Annotated in this window: 22 protein-coding genes; 4 read left to right on the plus strand and 18 right to left on the minus strand. The window is 78.9% G+C overall.

Features of this window, described 5'->3' with window-relative positions; translation table 11 throughout:
- From ADEH_RS06910 to ADEH_RS06920, 3 genes are all read left to right on the plus strand, one after another.
- Positions 1–2232 (plus strand): S9 family peptidase, encoded by a 2232-nt coding sequence (locus ADEH_RS06910; protein WP_041453378.1) that lies wholly within the window; start codon positions 1–3, stop codon positions 2230–2232.
- Positions 2233–2400: 168 nt separating this feature from the next.
- Entirely contained in the window at positions 2401–3180 is a 780-nt protein-coding gene (locus ADEH_RS06915; RefSeq protein ID WP_011420393.1) for a PilZ domain-containing protein, read from the plus strand.
- Between the two features lie 67 nt (positions 3181–3247).
- On the plus strand, positions 3248–4573 hold the full coding sequence (locus ADEH_RS06920; protein ID WP_041453379.1) for a glycosyltransferase family 2 protein: 1326 nt from the start codon (positions 3248–3250) through the stop codon (positions 4571–4573).
- Here ADEH_RS06920 and fliS read toward each other — a convergent pair whose 3' ends face one another.
- From fliS to ADEH_RS07000, 16 genes are all read right to left on the minus strand, one after another.
- Positions 4574–4957: a flagellar export chaperone FliS gene (gene fliS / locus ADEH_RS06925; RefSeq protein WP_011420395.1), complete on the minus strand. Its 384-nt coding sequence runs from the start codon at positions 4955–4957 to the stop codon at positions 4574–4576.
- Between the two features lie 85 nt (positions 4958–5042).
- Positions 5043–5882, minus strand: coding sequence for a flagellin (locus ADEH_RS06930; protein WP_011420396.1), 840 nt, complete (start codon positions 5880–5882; stop codon positions 5043–5045).
- Between the two features lie 101 nt (positions 5883–5983).
- Entirely contained in the window at positions 5984–6250 is a 267-nt protein-coding gene (locus ADEH_RS06935; RefSeq protein ID WP_011420397.1) for a hypothetical protein, read from the minus strand.
- A 5-nt stretch (positions 6251–6255) separates the two neighbouring features.
- Entirely contained in the window at positions 6256–6612 is a 357-nt protein-coding gene (locus ADEH_RS06940) for a hypothetical protein (protein WP_041453381.1), read from the minus strand.
- A 2-nt stretch (positions 6613–6614) separates the two neighbouring features.
- Complete coding sequence (fliD, locus tag ADEH_RS06945; protein WP_011420398.1) at positions 6615–7973, minus strand: flagellar filament capping protein FliD; 1359 nt, start codon at positions 7971–7973, stop codon at positions 6615–6617.
- Positions 7974–8035: 62 nt separating this feature from the next.
- Complete coding sequence (locus tag ADEH_RS06950) at positions 8036–8872, minus strand: flagellin (RefSeq protein ID WP_011420399.1); 837 nt, start codon at positions 8870–8872, stop codon at positions 8036–8038.
- Between the two features lie 103 nt (positions 8873–8975).
- Positions 8976–9860, minus strand: a complete 885-nt coding sequence (locus ADEH_RS06955) for a flagellar hook protein FlgL (protein WP_011420400.1) — start codon at positions 9858–9860, stop codon at positions 8976–8978.
- A 5-nt stretch (positions 9861–9865) separates the two neighbouring features.
- Positions 9866–11275 carry a flagellar hook-associated protein FlgK gene (gene flgK, locus ADEH_RS06960; protein ID WP_011420401.1) on the minus strand — a complete coding sequence of 470 codons (1410 nt, stop codon included), beginning with the start codon at positions 11273–11275 and terminating at the stop codon, positions 9866–9868.
- A gap of 12 nt (positions 11276–11287) precedes the next feature.
- Complete coding sequence (locus tag ADEH_RS06965; RefSeq protein ID WP_011420402.1) at positions 11288–11728, minus strand: hypothetical protein; 441 nt, start codon at positions 11726–11728, stop codon at positions 11288–11290.
- 8 nt (positions 11729–11736) lie between these two features.
- Positions 11737–12039, minus strand: coding sequence for a flagellar biosynthesis anti-sigma factor FlgM (gene flgM / locus ADEH_RS06970; RefSeq protein WP_011420403.1), 303 nt, complete (start codon positions 12037–12039; stop codon positions 11737–11739).
- Positions 12040–12052: 13 nt separating this feature from the next.
- Positions 12053–12784 (minus strand): M23 family metallopeptidase, encoded by a 732-nt coding sequence (locus ADEH_RS06975; RefSeq protein ID WP_011420404.1) that lies wholly within the window; start codon positions 12782–12784, stop codon positions 12053–12055.
- Positions 12781–13896 (minus strand): flagellar basal body P-ring protein FlgI, encoded by a 1116-nt coding sequence (locus ADEH_RS06980; protein WP_011420405.1) that lies wholly within the window; start codon positions 13894–13896, stop codon positions 12781–12783. Before ADEH_RS06980 ends, ADEH_RS06975 begins: the two co-directional genes overlap by 4 nt.
- Positions 13897–13904: 8 nt before the next feature.
- Complete coding sequence (locus ADEH_RS06985) at positions 13905–14594, minus strand: flagellar basal body L-ring protein FlgH (protein WP_011420406.1); 690 nt, start codon at positions 14592–14594, stop codon at positions 13905–13907.
- Positions 14591–15214, minus strand: a complete 624-nt coding sequence (locus ADEH_RS06990) for a hypothetical protein (RefSeq protein ID WP_011420407.1) — start codon at positions 15212–15214, stop codon at positions 14591–14593. Before ADEH_RS06990 ends, ADEH_RS06985 begins: the two co-directional genes overlap by 4 nt.
- An 8-nt stretch (positions 15215–15222) precedes the next feature.
- Positions 15223–16008 (minus strand): flagellar basal-body rod protein FlgG, encoded by a 786-nt coding sequence (gene flgG, locus ADEH_RS06995; RefSeq protein ID WP_041453382.1) that lies wholly within the window; start codon positions 16006–16008, stop codon positions 15223–15225.
- Between the two features lie 11 nt (positions 16009–16019).
- Complete coding sequence (locus ADEH_RS07000; protein WP_011420409.1) at positions 16020–16727, minus strand: flagellar hook basal-body protein; 708 nt, start codon at positions 16725–16727, stop codon at positions 16020–16022.
- 122 nt (positions 16728–16849) lie between these two features.
- On the opposite strand from ADEH_RS07000, the gene ADEH_RS07005 reads away from it, so the two are divergent.
- Complete coding sequence (locus ADEH_RS07005) at positions 16850–17266, plus strand: flagellar FliJ family protein (protein WP_011420410.1); 417 nt, start codon at positions 16850–16852, stop codon at positions 17264–17266.
- On the opposite strand, the gene ADEH_RS07010 is transcribed toward ADEH_RS07005, so the two are convergent.
- Positions 17250–18023, minus strand: a complete 774-nt coding sequence (locus tag ADEH_RS07010) for a GNAT family N-acetyltransferase (protein ID WP_011420411.1) — start codon at positions 18021–18023, stop codon at positions 17250–17252. The genes ADEH_RS07005 and ADEH_RS07010 overlap by 17 nt on opposite strands.
- Before the next feature lie 215 nt (positions 18024–18238).
- On the minus strand, positions 18239–18937 hold the full coding sequence (locus tag ADEH_RS07015) for a sigma-70 family RNA polymerase sigma factor (RefSeq protein ID WP_011420412.1): 699 nt from the start codon (positions 18935–18937) through the stop codon (positions 18239–18241).
- Positions 18938–18940: the final 3 nt, after the last annotated feature.

The raw sequence follows: 18940 nt of genomic DNA on the forward strand, positions 1-18940 counted from the left end.
ATGCCCGCGCTCCTGTGCCCGCTCGGTTTGACCGCGATGGTGGCCGCGGCGGTGGCCGCCGAACCCGCGCCCGCGCCGCCGCCGCCCTCCGATCCGTTCCTGCGCCAGCACGCCGAGACGCGCGGCTTCCGCGCCGGGCGGCCCACCGCCGTCCAGCTCTCGCCCGACGGCCGCGCCGCGCTGTTCCTGCGGTCCGGGCCGCGGTCGCGCGCGCAGGCGCTCCTCGAGACCGACCTCGCCACCGGGGTCACGCGCACGCTGGTCGAGGCCGACGGGGCCGGCGCGCTCTCGCCCGAGGAGGCGGCGCGCCTGGAGCGGCAGCGCATCACCGCCCGCGGCATCACGCACTTCGTGCTCTCGCGGGACGGCGCGCGGGTGGTGTACGGGCTGGGCGGGCGCCTGTGGCTGCTCGACCGGGCCGCCGGCCGCGCCGCCCCGCTGCCCGGCACGGAGGGCGCCCTCGATCCCCGCTTCTCGCCGGACGGCCGCGCGCTCGCGTACGTGAAGCGCGGCGACCTGTACGTGCGCGCGGTGCCGGGCGGGCCCGAGCGGCGGCTGACCCGCGCCCGCGGACCGGACGTCACGAACGGCCTCGCCGAGTTCGTGGCGCAGGAGGAGATGGACCGCGACGAGGGCTACTGGTGGTCGCCCGACGGGCGGCGGATCGCGTACGCGGAGGTGGACGAGTCCGCGGTGGAGCGGCGGGCGCTCTGCGACCCGGCGCGCCCGGCGCGGCCGTGCGAGGCGCGCGCCTACCCGCGGGCCGGCACGCCCAACGCGAAGGTCCGCCTGAAGGTCGTCGCGGCCGCCGGCGGCCGGGCCGTCCCGGCGGTCGAAGTCCGGTGGGACGCTTCGCGCTACCCGTACCTCGCCGCCGTGCGCTGGGCGAAGGGCGGCCCGCTCGCGCTGGTCGTCCAGGACCGGCTCCAGCAGGAGGAGCAGGTGCTCGCGGCGGATCCCGCCACCGGCGCGACCCGCGCGCTGCTCACCGAGCGCGACGACGCCTGGCTGAACCTGTGGCCGGGCATGCCGGCGTTCCTCCCCGACGGCCGCTTCTGGTGGGTGACGGAGCGAGGCGGCGCGCCCGAGGTGGAGCTGCGCGCGCCGGACGGCGCGCGGCTGGAGCTGTCGGTCCCGCGCGCGCTCGGGTACGCGGGGTTCGCCGGGGCGGAGGGCGGCGCGCTGGTGTTCCTGGGCGTGCCGGATCCCACGCGCGAGGAGCTGTATCGCGTGCGACCCGGCACGCCGCCGGAGCGGCTCGCGCTCGGCGAGCCGGGCCCGGCGACGCGCAAGGCGGTGCTGGCGCCGGGCGGCGGGACGCTCGCGGTGACCTGGAGCACGCTGCGCCGCCTGCCGGTCACCGCCGTGTTCGGGGCCGACGGCGCGCGCCTGGCGGTGCTGCCGAGCGTCGCGGAGGAGCCGGCGTTCGTGCCCACCACCGAGCTGCGGCAGCTCGGCGGCGCGGGCGGGACCTGGGCGGCGGTGCTGCGGCCGCGCGCGCTCGGCGCCGGCGCGCGGCTGCCGGTGGTGGTGGACGTGTACGGCGGCCCGGTGCCGGCGTACTACGTGCCGCAGGTGGCGCACCGGCCCATGCTGATCGAGCAGTGGCTGGCCGACCAGGGCTTCCTGGTGGCCGTGTTCGAGGGGCGGGGCACGCCGCGCCGCGGCCGCGCCTGGGAGCGCGCCATCGCGGGCGACCTCGGCACGGTGCCGCTCGAGGACCAGGTGGCCGCCCTGGAGGCGCTCGGGCGCGAGGTCCCGGAGGCCGACGTGGCGCGCGCCGGGATCACGGGGTGGTCCTTCGGCGGCTACCTCGCGGCGCTCGCGGTGATGCGCCGGCCGGACCGGTTCCAGGCGGCGGTGGCGGGCGCGCCGGTGACGGAGTGGGAGCAGTACGACACGTACTACACGGAGCGCTACCTGGGGCTCCCCGGCGAGCGCCCCGAGGCGTACGCCCGGAGCGGCCTGCTCGCCTGGGCGCCGCGGCTGGAGCGGCCGCTGCTCCTGCTGCACGGCACGGCCGACGACAACGTGTTCCTGTCGCACTCGCTCGCGCTGGCCGACGCGCTGTTCCGCGCCGGGCGGCCGTTCGAGCTGGTCCCGATCGCCGGCGCCACGCACTCGGTGCCGGAGCCGATCGCCGCGGAGCGGCGCTGGGAGTGGACCGCCGCGTTCTTCCGGCGGGCGCTCGGCGCGGTGCGGCCCGGCCCCCCGCCGGCGCCGGCGCCCTGACGCCGGCCCCGTGGCGGGCCGGGAGGTACCCGGTCCCTGCGGGGGAGGGTCGTCGGCGAGACGCGCACCTACCGTGAAGGCGCCCGCCGCTTACACCCGCGGTCACGGGACTGACGCTGGGTCCGCGCGGCGGTAGGAGATCCGGGCCCGGCATCGGGCGGGGGGCGGATGCGCGACACCGGCGGCGCGGAAGCGATGGAGGGCGAGGAGCTCGCGCTCGCGTACGGCTCCGCCACGGCGGCGCGCCGCGACGCGGTCCCGCAGCTCCGGCACGGCCTGCTGGTGCGGACCCGCGCGCCGGTCGCGCCGGGGGACTGGCTGCGCCTCCGGATCGGCCTGGCGCAGGAGCGCGTCGAGCTGCACCTGGCCGGCGAGGTGCGCTGGGCCACGCCGCTCGCGACCGGCGCGATCGCCGCGGTGGAGCTGCGGCCGGACTCGCACCGGGACCGCGTGCAGCTCGACCTGCTCTTCCAGCGGCGGACGGCCGGCGCGGCCCCCGAGCCGCCCGCGCCCGGCGAGGCGGGCACGGCCGGGCCGCTCACCGCCGCCGTGTTCGCCCCGGACCCGCTGCTCCGCGCAGGGCTGGCCGAGGCGCTGGAGGCGCTGGGCCGCGCCGGCGGGCGCGCCGTGGAGGTGGCCGCGCCGGCCGACCCGGCGGCGCTGGTCCGGGCGCTCGCGGCCACGCCCCACGGCCTGGCGGTGCTCGACTGCGACGCGGTGGGGGCCGCCGCGGCGCCGCTGATCGCGGCGCTCCGCGGCCACGCCGGCTGCGCGCGGCTGCCGGTGATCCTGCTCGCCGACGGCGGGACCAGCGACGCCGAGGACGCGCACGCGGTGGTGCTGGCGAAGCCGGTGGACCTGCGCCGGTTCGGCGAGCTGGCCGCGGCGCTGCTGGGCGCGGGCGGCCCCTGTCAGCGCGCCGGCGCGCCGGGCGCGCCAGCGGCCTGACGCGGGCGCAACCCCGCGCGGCGACGGGGGCCGGGGCGCCGGCACCGGGCTTGCTCCAGCGCCGGGGATGGCCCGTGTGTCGCTGTGCGTCATCGCGAAGGACGAGGAGCGGATGCTCCCCGGCTGCCTCGAGTCGGTCCGGGGCGTCGTCGACGAGATCGTGCTGGTGGACACCGGCTCCACCGATCGGACCCGCGAGCTGGCGCGCGCGGCCGGGGCGAAGGTGCTGGAGCGCCCCTGGGACGACGACTTCGCGGCCCCGCGCAACCTCGCCGCGGCGCACGCCACCGGCGACTGGGTCCTTCCGCTCGACGCGGACGAGCGGCTCGCGCCCGGCGCCGGCCCCGCCCTTCGGCGCACGCTGCGCCGCGCCGCCTTCGACGTGGGCCTGGTCCGGTGCCACAACGCCGACGCCCCCGACGCGCCGGCGGCCGAGGTCCTGTCCGGCGCCCGGCGCGCCGGTCCGCCCGCCCTGCTGCCGCGCGTGGTGCGGCGCGCGCCCGGGCTGCGCTGGACCGGCCGGATCCACGAGAGCGTGCTCGACTGGGCCGCCGCGCGCGGCGGGCGGATCGCCGCGCTCGAGCTCGACCTCGTGCACCTCGGCTACGCCAAGGAGATCTGGGAGGGCCGCGGGAAGCGCGAGCGCAACCTGGCGCTCCTGCGCCGGCGCGCCGCGGAGGAGCCGGACAGCGTCATCGCGCTCGGATACCTCGCGGCGGAGCTGCTCGCGCTCGGGCGCGCCGAGGAGGCCGGGGAGGTGGCGGAGCGCGGCTGGGCCGCGCTCGGGCGCCAGCCGGCCCATCGCTCCATCCGGCGGCTCGCGGTGGTGCGCGCCGCGCTCGCGGTCCGCCGCGGCGACGCCGCCGCCGCGCTCGAGGCGGTCGATCGCGCCGAGGCCGCCGGCGGCGCCAACCCGGACCTGGCCTTCTTCCGGGCCTGCGCGCTGGAGCTCTCCGCCGGCGCCGCCGGCGCGGGCCGCGACGAGCGGCTGGCGCGCGCCGCGGCCGAGGCGCACCGCGCGCTGGCGCTCCTGGAGGGCGGGGTGTTCGAGCAGGTGATCTTCGCGCGGCGCGCCCGCGCGCTGGCGCGGCTGGGCGCGGTCGAGCTCCGGGCCGGGCGGGCGGAGGCGGCGCGCACGGCGTTCCGCGCGGCGCTCGCGCCCGGGCGGCCGTCCGACGCGCTCCCGCCGCTCGAGCGCGACGAGGCGGCGGCCGGGGAGGCCGAGGCGCTGGTCGCGCTGGGGCGGGCGGGCGAGGCGCTCGCGGCGCTCGAGCCGGTGCTGGCCGGCGGCGGGCCGCCGCGCGCCTGGGCCGCCGCCGCCCGCGCCGCGCAGGCGCTGGGCGCGCTGGATGACGCGCGGCTGTTCCTGGCGCGGGCGCGGGCCGGCGCCTGATCAGCGCCCGCCGGCGGCGAGCCGCGCGGCGACGGCCTCGAACGCCTCGGCGACCGGGGCGAGGGCGCGCTCCGCCTCGCGGGCCGCGCGCGCGTCGCGGGCCAGCGCGGCGGCCCCGAGCCGGTCGCAGACGAAGCGGTAGACGGCGGCGAGCTGGTCGCACAGCTCCGGCGCCCGCGGGCGGTCCAGCGTGGCGTGGAGCTCCACCACGATGTCCGAGGCGAGCGTCAGCGGGCGGGCCGCCTCGGCGGGCCGGCCGGCCTCGAGCGCGGCGGCGCCGGCGCGGACGTTGCGCAGCGCGGCCTGGAACAGGAGCACCAGGAGGCGCTCGGGGGAGGCGGTCTGGCGCTCGGCCTGGGCGTAGCGGCGGGCGGCGGGGTTCATGGGCGCACCTCGGGAACGGTGGGGAGGGGGCGGGGGCGGCCCCGGGCTTGCGGCCCGGGGTCGCCGTCCGGAGCGTCGCGGGCGGCTACCCGCCCAGCAGCTTGAGCGCGAGCTGCGGCGCCTGGTTGGCCTGGGCGAGCACCGCCACGCCGGCCTGCTGCAGGATGTTGGCGCGGGCGAGCCGCGAGGTCTCCTCGGCGACGTCGGCGTCGCGGATGCGGCTGTTCGCGGCGGAGAGCGCCTCGGCGAAGGACTGGATGTTCGCGATGGTGCTCTGGAAGCGGTTGCCCACCGCCCCCAGGTCGGCGCGGCTCCGGGAGATCGTCTCGAGGGCGGCGTCCAGCGTGGAGAGCGCGTCGCGCGCGCCGGCGGCGGTGGTGAAGTCGAGCGTGGAGGCGTCCAGCCCGAGCGCGGCCGCGGTGGCGTCGAGGGTGGAGAAGCCGATGCGGTCGTCGCCGGACGGGTCGCTCTCGACGCCCACCTGGAACCCGAGCGCCGTGCCGGAGCCGTCGAGCAGCGGCGTGCCGTCGTACTTCGTGACCGCGGCGATCCGGTCGATCTCGGCGCGGAGCTGGTCGGCCTCCGCCTGCACGTACCCGCGCTCGGTGGCGCCGATGCCGTCGGAGGCCGCCTGCATGGCCAGCTCGCGGAGGCGGCTCAGGACGTTGGAGGTCTCGTTGAGCGCGGCCTCGGTCGTCTGGATCACCGAGAGGCCGTCGTTCGCGTTGCGCGCCGCCTGGTTGTAGCTGCGGATCTGCGCCTCCAGCTTGGTGCTGATGGCGAGCCCGGCGGCGTCGTCGCCGGCCCGCGTGATGCGGTAGCCGGAGGACAGGCGCGACATGGAGGACTCGAGCGAGGTCTGGGTGCTGGACAGGTTCCGCTGCGCGTTCAGGGAGGCGAGGTTGGTGCGGATGGACAGGGACATGTTCGGTCTCCGGGGCGCGCCCGGCGGGTGGGCGCTTCACCCCGGGATTCGGCGCGCTCCGGGCCGGGCTTAAGGGCTCCCGGCGCCGGCCCGCGCGCCGCTCACCCGCGCCGGTAGGCGGCGGTCGCGCGGCGCGAGCGCGAGGCGCGGTCGAGCGCGTCGGCCAGGCGGGCGCGGCCGGCCTCGGCGCGGTGGAGCGCGCGCCGCTGGGCGTCGGCGGCCCGCGCCAGCGCGCGCGGATCCAGGCGGGCCCGGGCGGCGGCGAGGGCCTCGCAGGCGGCCGCGGCGCGGCGCACCGCCCGCGCGGCGGCGATCACGTCGTCGCGCGCCAGCGCGGCCTCGGCCTCGGCGAGCGCGTCCTCGAGCATGGTGCTCACCGCGCCGTCCCGGCGCGCGCGTCCTGCCGGAGCAGCGGCGCGACGGCGCGCTCCGCCTCGCGCGCCAGCGCGGCGTCGCCGAGCAGCGCCGCGTCGGTGAGCCGGCGCGCCGCGCGCACGCAGGCCGCGGCGAGCGGCCCCTGGCCGTCGGGCGCGCGCTCCGGCCCGAGGGCGAGCCGCAGCCACACCAGGTGGTCCACCGCCGCGCCCAGGGCGCGGACCGCCTCGGCGGACCGCCGCGCCTCCAGGGCGGCGGCGCCGGTGCGCATCAGCGCGATGGCGCGCCGGAGGTGGACGCCGGGAGTGGCCGGGGCGTCGGGCCGGGGGCGAGGCGTGGCGAGGCAGGCGGTCACGTTCAGCTCCCCTTCTGCTGCTGGGTGGTCTGGCCGGCGAGGAAGCTCCCGATCGACTTGAGCCCGCTGACGGTGCTCTCCATCGCGGTGAACTGCCGGATCAGGTTCTGCTGGAAGGCGTCGATGCGGAGCTGCAGCGCGGCGGCCTGGCCGTCGAGATCCTTCACGGTGCGGCCCAGGCCGTCCTGGCGCAGCACCAGCGCGCCGTCGCCGGCGCGGGTGTGGTCGGCCACGAGCGCCTTCACCACGGCCGCCAGCCCCGTCCCGGACGTCGAGAAGAGCGCGTTCGCCGCGGCCGGGTCGCGCGCCAGCGCCGACGAGAGCGTGGCGGCGTCCACGGAGAGGCTGCCGTCGCGCCCGGTCCTGACGCCGAGGTCGGCCAGCGTGCGCACGCCGGAGGAGAGCCCGGGGACCTCGGTCACCAGCACGCGCTGGAGGCGAGCCTGCAAGGTGCGCAGGGTGGAGTCGCCGGCCAGGGTCGTGGCGCGGTCGGAGTCCTTCGCGACCGCCAGGTGGCGCTGCAGCAGCCGCATCACGCCGTTGTACCCGTCCACGAGCTTCTGCAGGCGGGCCTGCGTGCCGGCGGGATCGGTGCCGAGCACCAGGTCCTCCGCGGGCCCGCCGGCGGCCGCGAGCGTGAGCGTCACGCCGGGCAGCGCGTCGGCGATCACGTTGCCGGTCCGGGTGAACGTCAGGCCGTCCACCTCCACCTGCGCGTTGCGGGCGGGCTGGAGCTCCGCGAAGCCCGGGGCCTGGCCGACCGCGCCCGCGCTCGGGGTGAAGGAGATGGAGAGCGCGTCCGCGGGCGCCCCGTCGAGCGGGTGGCCCGTGTCGCGCGCGGTCACCGAGAGCCAGGAGGACGTGCCGTCGTCGAGCACCACCGCGGAGACCGCCGCGCCGCTCTGCCGGATCGCGTAGGCGACGTCGGCGAGGCTGGCGCCGTCCGGGACGGCGATGGGCGCGACCGCCGTGCCCTGGACGGTGAGCCGCAGGGTCCCGCCGGCCACCCCGGCGCCGGCGGCGAACGCGGCCGAGCGCCACTTGGCCGGCTGCGCGAGCGCCTTCACGGCGAGGCGGTAGCTGCCGGCGATGGCGTCGGCGCCCGGCGCGGCCGAGAAGGCGGTGCTCGTGGAGCGGGCCTGCGTCGCGAGCACGCCGTGGTCGCCGAGGTCGGCGGCGGCGGCGGAGAGCCCGGAGAGGCTCGCGGCGATGTCGCCCAGCGCCGAGATCTGCGTGCGGAACGCGGCCTGGCGCCGGCGGAGCTGGTCGAGGGGCCGTGACTCCAGCGCGACGAGCTGGTCGATGATGGCGTTGGTGTCCATCCCCGAGGCGAGCCCGCCCGCGCGGAACGATGCGTCCATGATGGCCTCCGGCCGCCCCCCGGCGCGTGGCCGGGGGGCGGCGCGGGAAGTTCACCGCGAGATCACCCGAGCAGCTTCAGCGCGAGCTGCGGCATCTGGTTCGCCTGGGCGAGCACGGAGACGCCGGCCTGCTGCAGGATGTTGGCGCGGGCGAGGCGCGACGTCTCCTCGGCCACGTCCACGTCGCGGATGCGGCTGTTCGCGGCGGAGAGCGCCTCCGAGAACGACTGGATGTTGTTGATGGCGCTCTGGAAGCGGTTGCCCACCGCGCCCAGGTCGGCGCGGTTCTTCGAGACGGTCTCGATGGCCGCGTCGATGGACGAGAGCGCGTCCCGCGCCGTGGTGCCGGTGGTGAAGTCCAGCGTGGACGCGTCCAGGCCCAGGCTGCTGGCGGTCGCGTCCAGCGTCGAGAAGGAGATCTGGTCGTTGCTCGACGTGTCCTTCTCCACGCCCACCTGGAAGTTCAGCGAGGTGGCCGTGCCCGCCAGCAGGGCGGTGCCGTTGTACTTGGTCACGTTCGCGATGCGGTCGATCTCGTCGGTGAGCTGGTCGGCCTCCGCCTGGACGTAGGCGCGCTCCTTGTCGCCGATGCCGTCCGAGGCCGCCTGCATGGCCAGCTCGCGGAGGCGGGTGAGGATGTTCGAGGTCTCGTTCAGCGCGGCCTCGGACGTCTGGATCACCGAGAGGCCGTCGTTCGCGTTGCGGACGGCCTGGTTGTAGCTGCGGATCTGCGCCTCGAGCTTGGTGCTGATGCCCAGGCCGGCGGCGTCGTCGCCGGCCTTGGTGATGCGGTAGCCCGAGGACAGGCGCGACATGGACGAGTCGAGCGTGTTCTGGGTGTTGGACATGTTTCGCTGCGCGTTGAGCGAGGCGATGTTCGTCCGGATCGAGAGGGACATCCGTGCTTCTCCTTGGTCGGTGTGGCGGGGCGATCGGTCTGGTCGCCCTCACCCTCCGCATCGGCGCGCCCGCGGCCGGCGATAAGCCCGGGCGGCGCGCGCCTCACCGCAGCCGGTCGAGCAGGGTGAGCTGGAACCCCTTCGCCGTGGCGGTGAGCGCGGCGTCCAGCGCGCGCTGGGCCAGCGCCAGCTCGCTCGCCGCGGCGATGGGATCGGCGTCCGCCAGCTCCCCGATCGCGCCGCGCGCAGCGTCGCGGGCCGCCGCGCCGGCCCGGGTCGCGGCGTCGAGCGTCGCCATGGCGGCGCCGGCGGCGCCGCGGGCCGAGGCGAGCTGGTCGGTGCCGCGGGCGAGCGGGGAGAGGGTGGCCCGGACCGCCTCCGGGTCGTTGGCCTCGAGCGCCGCCGCGAGCGCGCCGAGCGTGGCGAGCACGTCCACCCCGCCGCCGGCGCCGGCGATGGCGACGTCGGCGCGGACGGCCGCCGGCTGCCGCACGCCCGGCGCGATCTCCACCTCGCGCACGCCGGCGTCGCCCTGGTACGCGCCGCCCGCGTCGAACGGGGGCGCGCCGTCGCGGAACCCGCCCAGCAGGTAGCGGCCGCCCACCTTCACGCCCAGGCTGGCGACGGCGGAGGCGAGGATCCCGCGCACCTCGCGGGCGCCCGACGCCCGCTGCGCCGCGTCGTACGGGGCGCTCGCGTACCGGGTGGCGAGCTCCTGCGCGCGCGCGAGGCCGGTCGCCACCTCGCCGAGCGCCGCGTCCACCGCGGCGAGCTCGTCGGAGGCGCGGCCGGTGGCGGTGGCGATCGCGTCCATGCGCGCGACGGTCACCCGCTCGGCGGCGATGCGGGCCGCGGCCGCCGGGTCGTCGCCCGGGTGGACCACGCGCACCCCGCTCGACGCCTGCGCCACCGCGCGGTCGAGCCGCGCGCGCGCCTGGCCGCCCTCGCGGGCGGCGCGGTCGAAGGTCATCCGGTCGGTCACGCGCATGGCGGCTACTCCAGCTTCAGCAGGGTGTCGAACATCTCGGAGGTGGCCTGGATGACCTTCGAGATCGCCTCGTAGGCGCGCTGCGCCCGCTCCATCTCCAGCAGCTCCTCGTCCACCGACACGCCGCTCGCGGACTCGCGCAGGGCGGAGAGGTGGTCGGCCAGGCCCGCGTCCTGGGCCGCGGCCGCCGCCAGCCCCCGCGCCGCGGCGCCGAACGCGCCGGTGATCCGGGAGAGGGCGCCGGTCGCGTCCAGGCCGGCCAGCAGGTCCGCGCCCTGGCCGGTCGCGATCCGGGCGGTGGTGGTGGCGAGCAGCGCGAGGACGTTGCCGCCGTCGCCGGGCTGGCCGGCGGCGGTGGCGGTGGCCAGGCGCGCGGGGTCGGCGGCCACGGCGGCCGACACGGCGATGCGCCGGGCCGCGCCCGCGGGCGTGGTGCCCACGTCGAACAGGTCGAGCCCGGTGGAGCCGTCGAGGCCGAAGCCGGCGCGGTGCGCCGCGTCGAGCTGGTTGCCCACCGCCCAGGCGAGCTGGTCGAGGCCGGTGACGGCCGCCTTCAGCGGGCCGCCCGACGCGTCGAGCAGCCCGCCCAGCTCGCCGCCCGGCGCGACGTCGGCGCTCACGGTGCCGGTCGCCAGCCTCACGCCCAGGTGGCCGTCGGGCCCGGGGTGCGCGAGCAAGGTGGACGCCCCGAGCCCGGCGACCAGCGCGGCGCCGCCGGGCAGCAGCAGGGACAGGTCGCCCTCGCTGGTCGCCGCCGGGACCGCGCCGGTGAGCGCCGAGAGGCGGTCGGCCGCGCGCTGCCGCGCGTCGAGGAGATCGTTCGGCTCGCCGGCGCCGCTCGCGCGCGCCGCGCGGACGTCGCGGTTCAGGGCCGCCACCTGCGCGGCCAGGTCGTTGGCCTCGGAGAGGTCGCCCGCGATGCGCGCGTCGGCGCCGGCGCGCGCGTCCTCGAGCCCCTGGCGCGCGCGGTTGAACGAGAGCGCGAGCGTGCGCGCCGCCGCGACCGCCGCCTGCCGGAGCCCGGGATCCGACGGCGCCTGGGAGAGCTGGGTGAGCGCGGCGTGGAGGCCGCCCAGCGCGTCGCCGGGTCCGCCCTCCGCCTCCGGGTCGAGCACCTGCACCGCCTCGAGGACCGAGGCCGCCGCGGCCGAGCGCGCCGACTGGCCGAGGGCCGCCGGGAGCTGCTGCTCCAGGAAGCGGTCGCGCGCCTGGGTGACCTGCGCGAGCGAGGCGCCGCGGCCGATCCACGCGCCGCCGGCCTGCTCCGCGGGGAGCGTCGTCGCGAGCACCGCGCGCTGGCGGGCGTAGCCGGGGGTGTTCGCGTTCTGCAGGTTGTGCGAGGCGGTCGCCGCCGCGGCGCGCTGGGCCGCGAGGCTCGCGGCGCCGGAGGAGAGGATGCTCAGCAGGTCGGCCACGGGGGCGCTCCTTCAGGCCGGGCGCGCGGCGGCGGGCGCGCCGCGCCGGTCGTAGGCGGCGGGGTGGGGCCGGAGCGCGGCGAGGTAGCCCCGCACGCAGGCGCGGGCCCGGGTCGCCATCGCGAGGTTGAGCCGATCGCGCTCGGCGAGGAGCGCGGCGAGCGCGCGCACCTCGGCGAGCGAGGCGGCGAGCGCGTCGGCGGGGCCGGGCGCCCGCGCCCGGAGCCCGGCCAGGGTCGCCTCGCCGTCGCCGGGGGCCACCCGGGCCAGCGCCGCGGCGAGCCGCGCCTGCAGCGCCGCCACCTGCGCGTTGAACCCGGCGCGCGCGGTCGCGCCGTCGAAGATGCGGCCGGCGTCGAGCGCGCGGAGCGCGGCGGGCACCGCGGCGGCGCGGTCCACCTCGGCCCGGAGCGCGTCGCGCAGCGCGGCGGCGCCGGCGAGGACCTCGTCCATGGCGGGCCTCATCCCTCGAGCAGCGCCCGGAGGTGCGCCGTCAGCTCGGCGTCGTCGAGGATCCGCTGCGCGATGCGCTGCGGGTCCGGGCGGAAGGTGCCCTGCCTCACCGCCGCCTCGATGGCCTCGAGGCGCACGGTCCGGTCCTGCGCCGCGCCGGCCCGGGCGGTGGTGGCGGCGGCCTCGAGCCGCGCCAGGGCCTCGGTCGAGACCCGGTCGGCCGCGGGAGCACCCGGCTCCCGGGTGCGCTGCGACCCCGCGGTGCGCCCGGCCTCGACGCGACGGATCTCTGCTGCATCGTTGATCTTCATGGCGCCCTCCTGCTCACGGTCCGCTCCTGCCGCCTTCATCGGCACGCCGCGCGTAGATCTTGAGGGCCCGCGCCGGATCGACCGGCCGGCCCGCCATCCGGACCTCGAAGTGGAGGTGCGGCCCGGTGGAGCGGCCGGTGCTGCCGACGCGCGCCAGCTCCTCCCCGGCGGCCACCACCTGGCCCGGGCGGACGCGCACCTCGGCGGCGTGGCCGTACAGCGTCACCAGGCCGCCGCCGTGATCGACCTCCACCGCGTTCCCGTAGCCGCCGCGCGGTCCGGCGCGGACCACCACCCCGGGCGCCGGGGCGCGCACCGGCGTGCCCTCCGGCGCGGCGACGTCCACGCCGTCGTGGCGGGCCGCGACGCCGGTGAACGGATCGGCGCGCGGGCCGAACGCGCTGGTGAGCCGGCCCTGCAGCGGGGCCGCGAGCGCGCCAGGGGCGACGGTCGCGACGCCCGGCGGGGCGGATGGACCGGGCACGGGGGCCGGCGCGAGGCCGTCGCCGCCGCCCAGCGAGCGGGTGATCTCGCCGGCGAGGCCGATGCCACCCGAGCGCGCCACCGCGTCGGAGAGCGCGTCCGCGAACAGGTCGGCGCGGACGCCGGCGCCGGCGCCCTCGCCGCCCCGGAACGCGCCGCTCGTCCGCACGATCTCGCGGAGCAGCATGGCCTCGAGGTCGCGGGCCGCGTCCCGCAGGCGCGGATCCGCGGCGGGCGCCGCGCCGGCGGCGGGCGCGATCACTCGAGCACCTCGAGGTCCGCGTCCAGCGCGCCCGCGGCGCGGATCGCCTCCAGCACGGCCACGAGATCCCGCGGCGTGGCGCCGAGGAGGTCGAGCGCGCGGGCCAGGTCCTTCACCGACGCGGCGGCGGGCAGGGCCACCACGCCGCCCGCGCCCTCGGCGGCGGCGGCGCGGTCGCGGGTCGCCTCCACGGTCCGCCCCGCGCCGAACGGCGCCGGCTGCGACACCGCCGGATCGCGCTGCACGCGGACCTGCAGGCCGCCGTGCGCCACGGCCACCGGGCGCAGCCGGACGCCGTCGCCGGCGACCACGGTCCCGGTCCGCTCCGACACCACCACCCGCGCGCGCTGGTCGGCCTCGACCTCGAGCAGCTCGACCTCGGCCAGGAAGCCGACCGCGTCGTCCTTGCGCGCGGGCGGCGGCGAGAGCTCCACCGCCGCCGGATCGACGGCGCGGGCGGTGCCGGCGCCGAGCTTCGCGTTCACCGCCGCGGCGACGCGGCTCGCCGTGGTGAGGTCGGGCCGGCGGAGCGCCAGCACCAGCGGCGCCTGGCCCAGCGCGAAGTCCACCGCGCGCTCCACCGTGGCGCCCCCGGCGACGCGCCCGGAGGTGGGCGTGTTCTTGCGCAGCTCGGCGCCGCCGGCGCCCGCGTCGTAGCCGGCCACCTGCACCGGACCCTGGCCGACCGCGTAGACCTTGCCGTCCCCGCCGGAGAGCGGCGTGACGAGCAGCAGCCCGCCCGCGAGCGAGCGCGCGTTGCCCATCGACGCGACCGCCACGTCGATGCGCGTGCCCGGGCGGGCGAACGGCGGCAGGCGCGCCGTGACCATCACCGCGGCCACGTTGCGGGACCGCACGTCCTTCGGGTCGATGCGGATGCCGAGCCGCCCGAGCATGCCCGCCACCGACTGCTGCGTGAACAGCACGCGCTCGGAGTCGCCGGTGCCGGCCAGGCCCACCACCAGGCCGTAGCCGTAGAGCGCGTTCTCGCGCACGCCCACCACGTCGGCGAGCTCCTTGACGCGCGCGGCGGCGGCGGGGGCCGGGGCGGCGAGCGCGGCCGCGAGCGCGAGGGCGAGGGGGACGGCAGGGGGCGTCGGTCGGGCGGGCATGGCGGGGCTCAGAAGGGCCAGAACCAGCCGAGGAGGCGGGAGAGCCAGCCCTGGCGCTGGTTGTCGGAGAGCACGCCGCGGCCGGTGAACTCGATCTCCGCGTCGGCGACCATCGAGGACTTCACGCCGTTCTCCTGGTCGATGTCGATCGGCCGGACCACGCCGGAGATGTAGAAGTGCTGCTCCTCCGCGTTCACCAGCACCACCCGGTGCCCCTCGATGAACAGGTTGCCGTTGGGCAGGACCTTGCGGACCACCGCCGGGACCGTGGCGGTGAGCCGCTCGGTGCGCGCGGTGGAGCCGAGCCCCTTGAACCCGCTGTCCGCGCCGCCCTTCAGCGCGTAGGGCGTGCTCAGCGAGGTGAGGAACGCCTCGATGGACGCGTTCAGCTCGCTTCGCCGGGTGAGGTCGGTGTCGGCCGAGCGCTTCGCGTCGGCGATCTCCTCGATGCGGACGACCACGAGGTCGTTCTCGCGGAGCGCGCGGGCGTCGGTGTAGAGCATCGACGCGGCGCGCCCCTCGCGCCAGGTCGAGCCGGCGGAGGCGGCCTGCGTGTCCTGCCCGGAGGCGTCCGGCACGGCGTAGTCGCGGCGCTTCGGCACGTAGCCGGCCACGTGGGCGGGGCCGCAGGCGGTGAGCGCCAGGACCAGCGCGGCGGAGGCCGCCAGGGCGAGGGCGATGCGGGTGAGCGGGCTCACGGGACCTCCACCAGGATGCGGCCGTCCTGCAGCCGGCCCTCGACGCGGCGGCCGCCGGGGAGGAGCGCGCAGGCGCGGCCGCGCACGCAGGGGATCGCGCGGGCCTCGCGGGTGATCTCCAGATCGCCGGCGCGGACCACCACCTGCACCGGCTCGCCGGGCGCGGGCCCGGCGCGGACGTCGCCGCCGGCGAGCAGCGCGCCGGCCGGGAGCGCGCGGGCGGCGCGCGCGGCGGGGGGGAGCCGGGCGAGCGCGGCGCGCCCGGCCACGCGCTCGGCCTCGTCCGGCTCGACCGCGCCGGCGAGCGGCTCGCCGCCGCGGACCGCGCGCGTGGTCCGAAGCGCCGGCCCGGTGACGCGCACCGCGGCCCAGGCGAACGCGCGGCAGGGCCGGCCGGCGGCGTCGCGGCCGTCCACCTGCAGCGGGACCTCGCCCGACGCCAGCACCGGCCGCAGCGCGCGGAACGCGCCGGGCGCGCAGCCGGGGGCGCCGCCGCGGAGCGCCTCGACGCGCGCGCGGGCGTCGCCGGGCGCGAGCGCCGCGGCCACCGCGGCCTCGGCCGATGGGGCCGGGGGCGGGGCGGCGAGGAGCGCGGCGGCGAGGGCGAGGGCGGCGGGCATGGCGGCGCTCAGCGCAGCGAGGTCAGGCGCTGCAGCATCTGGTCGGCGGTCTGGACCACGCGCGAGTTGAGCTCGTAGGCGCGCTGGGTGGCGATCATGTCGATCATCTCCTCCACCGCCTTCACGTTGGCGCCCTCGAGGAAGCCCTGGGCGAGCGTGCCCGCGCCCTGCTCGCCGGGGCGGGCGTCCACCGCCTCGCCGCTGGCGGCGGTCTGCAGGAGCAGGTTCCCGCCGGCCGCCTCCAGGCCGCCCGGGTTCGGGAAGGTGCAGAGCTCGAGCCGGCCCAGCTCCTGCGGCGCCTCCCGCCCGGCGACCTGCGCGCGCACCGTGCCGTCGGCGTCCACCGTCACGCGCGTGGTCTCGGGCGGGAAGGTGATCTCCGGGTCCACCACCTCGCCGCGCGCGGTGACCAGCCGGCCGGCCGCGTCCACCCGGAAGTTGCCGGCGCGCGTGTACGCGAGCGAGCCGTCCGGCCGCTGCACGCGGAAGAAGCCGTCGCCCTCGACGGCGAGGTCGAGCGCGTTGCCGGTGGTGAGCAGCTCGCCCTGGCCGAAGTTGCGGACGGTCGAGCCGGTGCGCACGCCCAGGCCCACCTGCAGCGGGGCCGGCGCGGTGCCGCCGCGCGGGTCGGGCGCCTCGGCGCCGCGGACCGTCTCGGAGAGCAGGTCCTCGAACTCGGCCCGCTGCCGCTTGAAGCCGGTGGTGCCGGTGTTGGCGAGGTTGTTGGCGATGACGTCCATCCGGAGCTGCTGGGCTTCCATGCCGGTGGCGGCGGTGTAGAGCGAGCGGAGCACGGGGGATCCTTTCACTTCACGCGCGCCACCTCGACGGCGCGCTGGTCGAGCTGCCGGTACGTCTGGATGGCCTGGAGCGAGGCCTCGTAGGCGCGCTGGGCCGCGACGAGCTGGATGGACGCCTCGAGGGCGCCCGCGTTGCCGAGCTCGAGCTCGCCGCTGCGCACCGCTCCCTCCGAAGGCAGCGCGCGCCCCCCGGCGCCGGGCGCGAGCAGCGACGGGCCGACGCGGTCCACCGGGCCGTCCAGCCGGGCCAGCCCGAGCGTCGCGACCTCCACGTCGCCGGCCCACACCCGCCCCGCCGCGTCCACCCGGGCGTCGAGGTCGGGCGGGAGGACGATGGGCTCGCCCTGCGCCGAGAGCAGCGGCCGGCCGTCAGAGACGAGACGCCGGTCGGCGTCCAGCGTCAGCCGGCCGTCGCGCGTGTAGGCGGTGGCGCCGCCGGCGGTGCGCACCGCCAGGAACAGCCCGGCCTCGGGCACCACGTCGAGCGCGTTGCCGGTCCGCTGGGTCGGCCCGGGGCGCAGGTCCACGCCGCTGGCGACCGCGGCCGCGTAGCGCTTGTCCTGCGCGGCGCCCGGCGCGAGGAAGCTCTCGAACGCGGGGCGGGCGGCCTTGAAGCCCGGGGTCTGGGCGTTCGCGAGGTTGTCCGCCACGGCGTCGAGCTGCTCCGCCCGGGCCACCGCGCCGCACATGCTCACGTAGATGCCATCCGCCATGTCCGCGTCTCCCGGCCCACCCCTTCGCAAGCGGCGCGCCAGCGGCGGGCGCCAGGGATCCGTCGGCGGGGAGGGCGCGCCGCGTGCAGGTCGCGCCCGCGGAGAGAGGGAGGTGCGGGCGCATGGCGAGGACCCGGCTGGACCGGCTGGTGAAGGTGCGCGAACGCTCCGAGGGCCGGGCGCGGGAGGAGCTGGCGCGCGCTCGCGGCGGCGTGGCGCGCGCGGCGGACCGGCTGGAGGCGACGCGCGCGGGCGCGCGGGCCGACGGGCGCGGCGCCGGGGCGGCCGGGCTGTGGGCGGTGGAGGAGATCGCGCACGCGCGGGCGCTCCGCTCGGTGGACGCGGCGGAGGCCGAGGTGGCGCAGGCGCTCCGGCGCGAGCGCGTCGCCCAGGCCGGCCTGGCGGCCGCGCGGAACGAGGCCGAGGCCGCCCGCCGCGCCCGCGAGCGCAAGCTCGCGGAGCAGCGGGCCGAGGACGATCGGAAGGAGCGTCGCGCGCTGGACGAGCTCGCGACGCTCGCGTTCAACCGGCGCGCCTGAGCGCCGGCGCGCGCGCCGCCGCGGCGGCGAGGGGCAGCTGCGCCACCAGCGGCCGGGGCCCGGCCCGGCGGGCGCGCAGCGCGGCGCGCCCCGGGTCGAGCAGCATCCACGGCGCCCGGGCCTCCTCCGGGCCGGCGGCGCCGCGGGCCAGCCGCACCACGGACTTCGAGAAGCCGTCCTTGCCGCGGGGCACCAGCGCGAGCGGCGCGTCGGAGGGGCGCATGCGCTCGAAGCCGAGCCGCTGGTACACGGCGAAGGCGCGGGGGTTCTCGGCCTGCAGCGTGACCCGCCCGCCCGCGCCGGCGCCGCGCGACAGCGCCACGGCGCGCTCGACCAGCGCGCTGCCCGCGCCGCGCACGGTGCGCGCGTCGGGCGGGTCGGCCGGGCCGAGCAGGTTCCAGGGCGCGGTGGCGAGCAGCTCCACGAACGCGGCGCCGGGGCACACGAACAGCGAGGTGATGGCCTGGATGCGGCCGCGGTGGACGGCGGCGTGCACGGTGCGCTGCTCGGTGAGGCCCTCGCCCTCCTCCTCGCCGGCCAGCACGCGGGCGAGCTCGCCGACGATGCGCAGCGAGTCCTCCAGGCGCGTCCGCGTCGCGGGGGTGACCCCGCGGGCCAGGAAGGCCTGGGCGGTGAGGATCCAGCCGCGCAGCTCGTCGGCGAGATCCGGGTCGTCGGGTTCGAGGGTGGTGAAGCGGAAGGTCGCCCGCCCCGTGGGACGGGCGCATCGTTCGTCTGGGTCGTCGTACGACGGCATGGCTCAGCGTGCTCCTGGCGGCGCCTTTCGCGCCCGCCTCGACCGCGTCCTCGCCTGCGGGGACATCCCGGAACGGCGGCGCGGTCGGGCCAGACGACAGCACCGGGCCCGGGGCCGGTAAAGGTTTCCGCGAACGGCCGCCCGTTCCGCGGGGTTCCGCCTGTCTTGGCTCCGATGTAGGCCCAAATCCGACCCCAAAACGTAGGCGAAGGTGGTCAAGCCTCCGACATGAGCGCGCGGAGCCTCTTCGCCGCCTCGGAGTGGAGCTGGCAGACGCGCGGCTCGGACACGCCCAGCACCTTCGCGATCTCGCGGTAGGTGAGCGCCTCGTCGTAGTAGAGCGCCAGCAGCACCTGCAGCCGCTCCGGCAGCGCCGCCACCGCGCGGGCCAGCGCGCCCCTTCGCTCGGCCGCCCCGAGCGCCTCGTCCGCGGGCACGGCCGGGGCGGGCGCGACGTCGTCCTCGACCGGCACCGGCGGCGACGCGAGCAGGAGCAGCTCCCCGACCTGCTCGGCCGGGAGCCCCGCCGCCTCGGCGATCTCGACCGGGTCCGGCTCGCGGCCGAGGGCCTGCTCCAGCCGCGCCCGGGCCGCGAGGACCCGGTCGGCGTCCGCGCGGAGGCGCCTCGGCAGGTGGTCCATCCGCCGCAGCTCGTCCAGCATGGCGCCGCGCACCCGGTGCTCCGCGAACGTCTCGAAGCGGACGTCCTGGGACGCGTCGTAGCGCCGCGCCGCCTCGAGCAGGCCCATGGCGCCGGCGGACCAGAGATCGCCCGGCTCGACCGCGTGGCCGGTGCGGGCGGCGAGGCGCCGGGCGCAGCGGTCGAGCAGCGTCGCGTGCCGCCGGAGCAGGGCCTCGTCCGGCTCGGGGGCGGGCGGGCCGTAGCGGGCGACGGCGGCGTGTGCGGCGTGCATGGC

Origin of the sequence: Anaeromyxobacter dehalogenans 2CP-C, from assembly GCF_000013385.1 — a bacterium.
GTDB classification, from domain to species: Bacteria; Myxococcota; Myxococcia; order Myxococcales; family Anaeromyxobacteraceae; genus Anaeromyxobacter; species Anaeromyxobacter dehalogenans_B.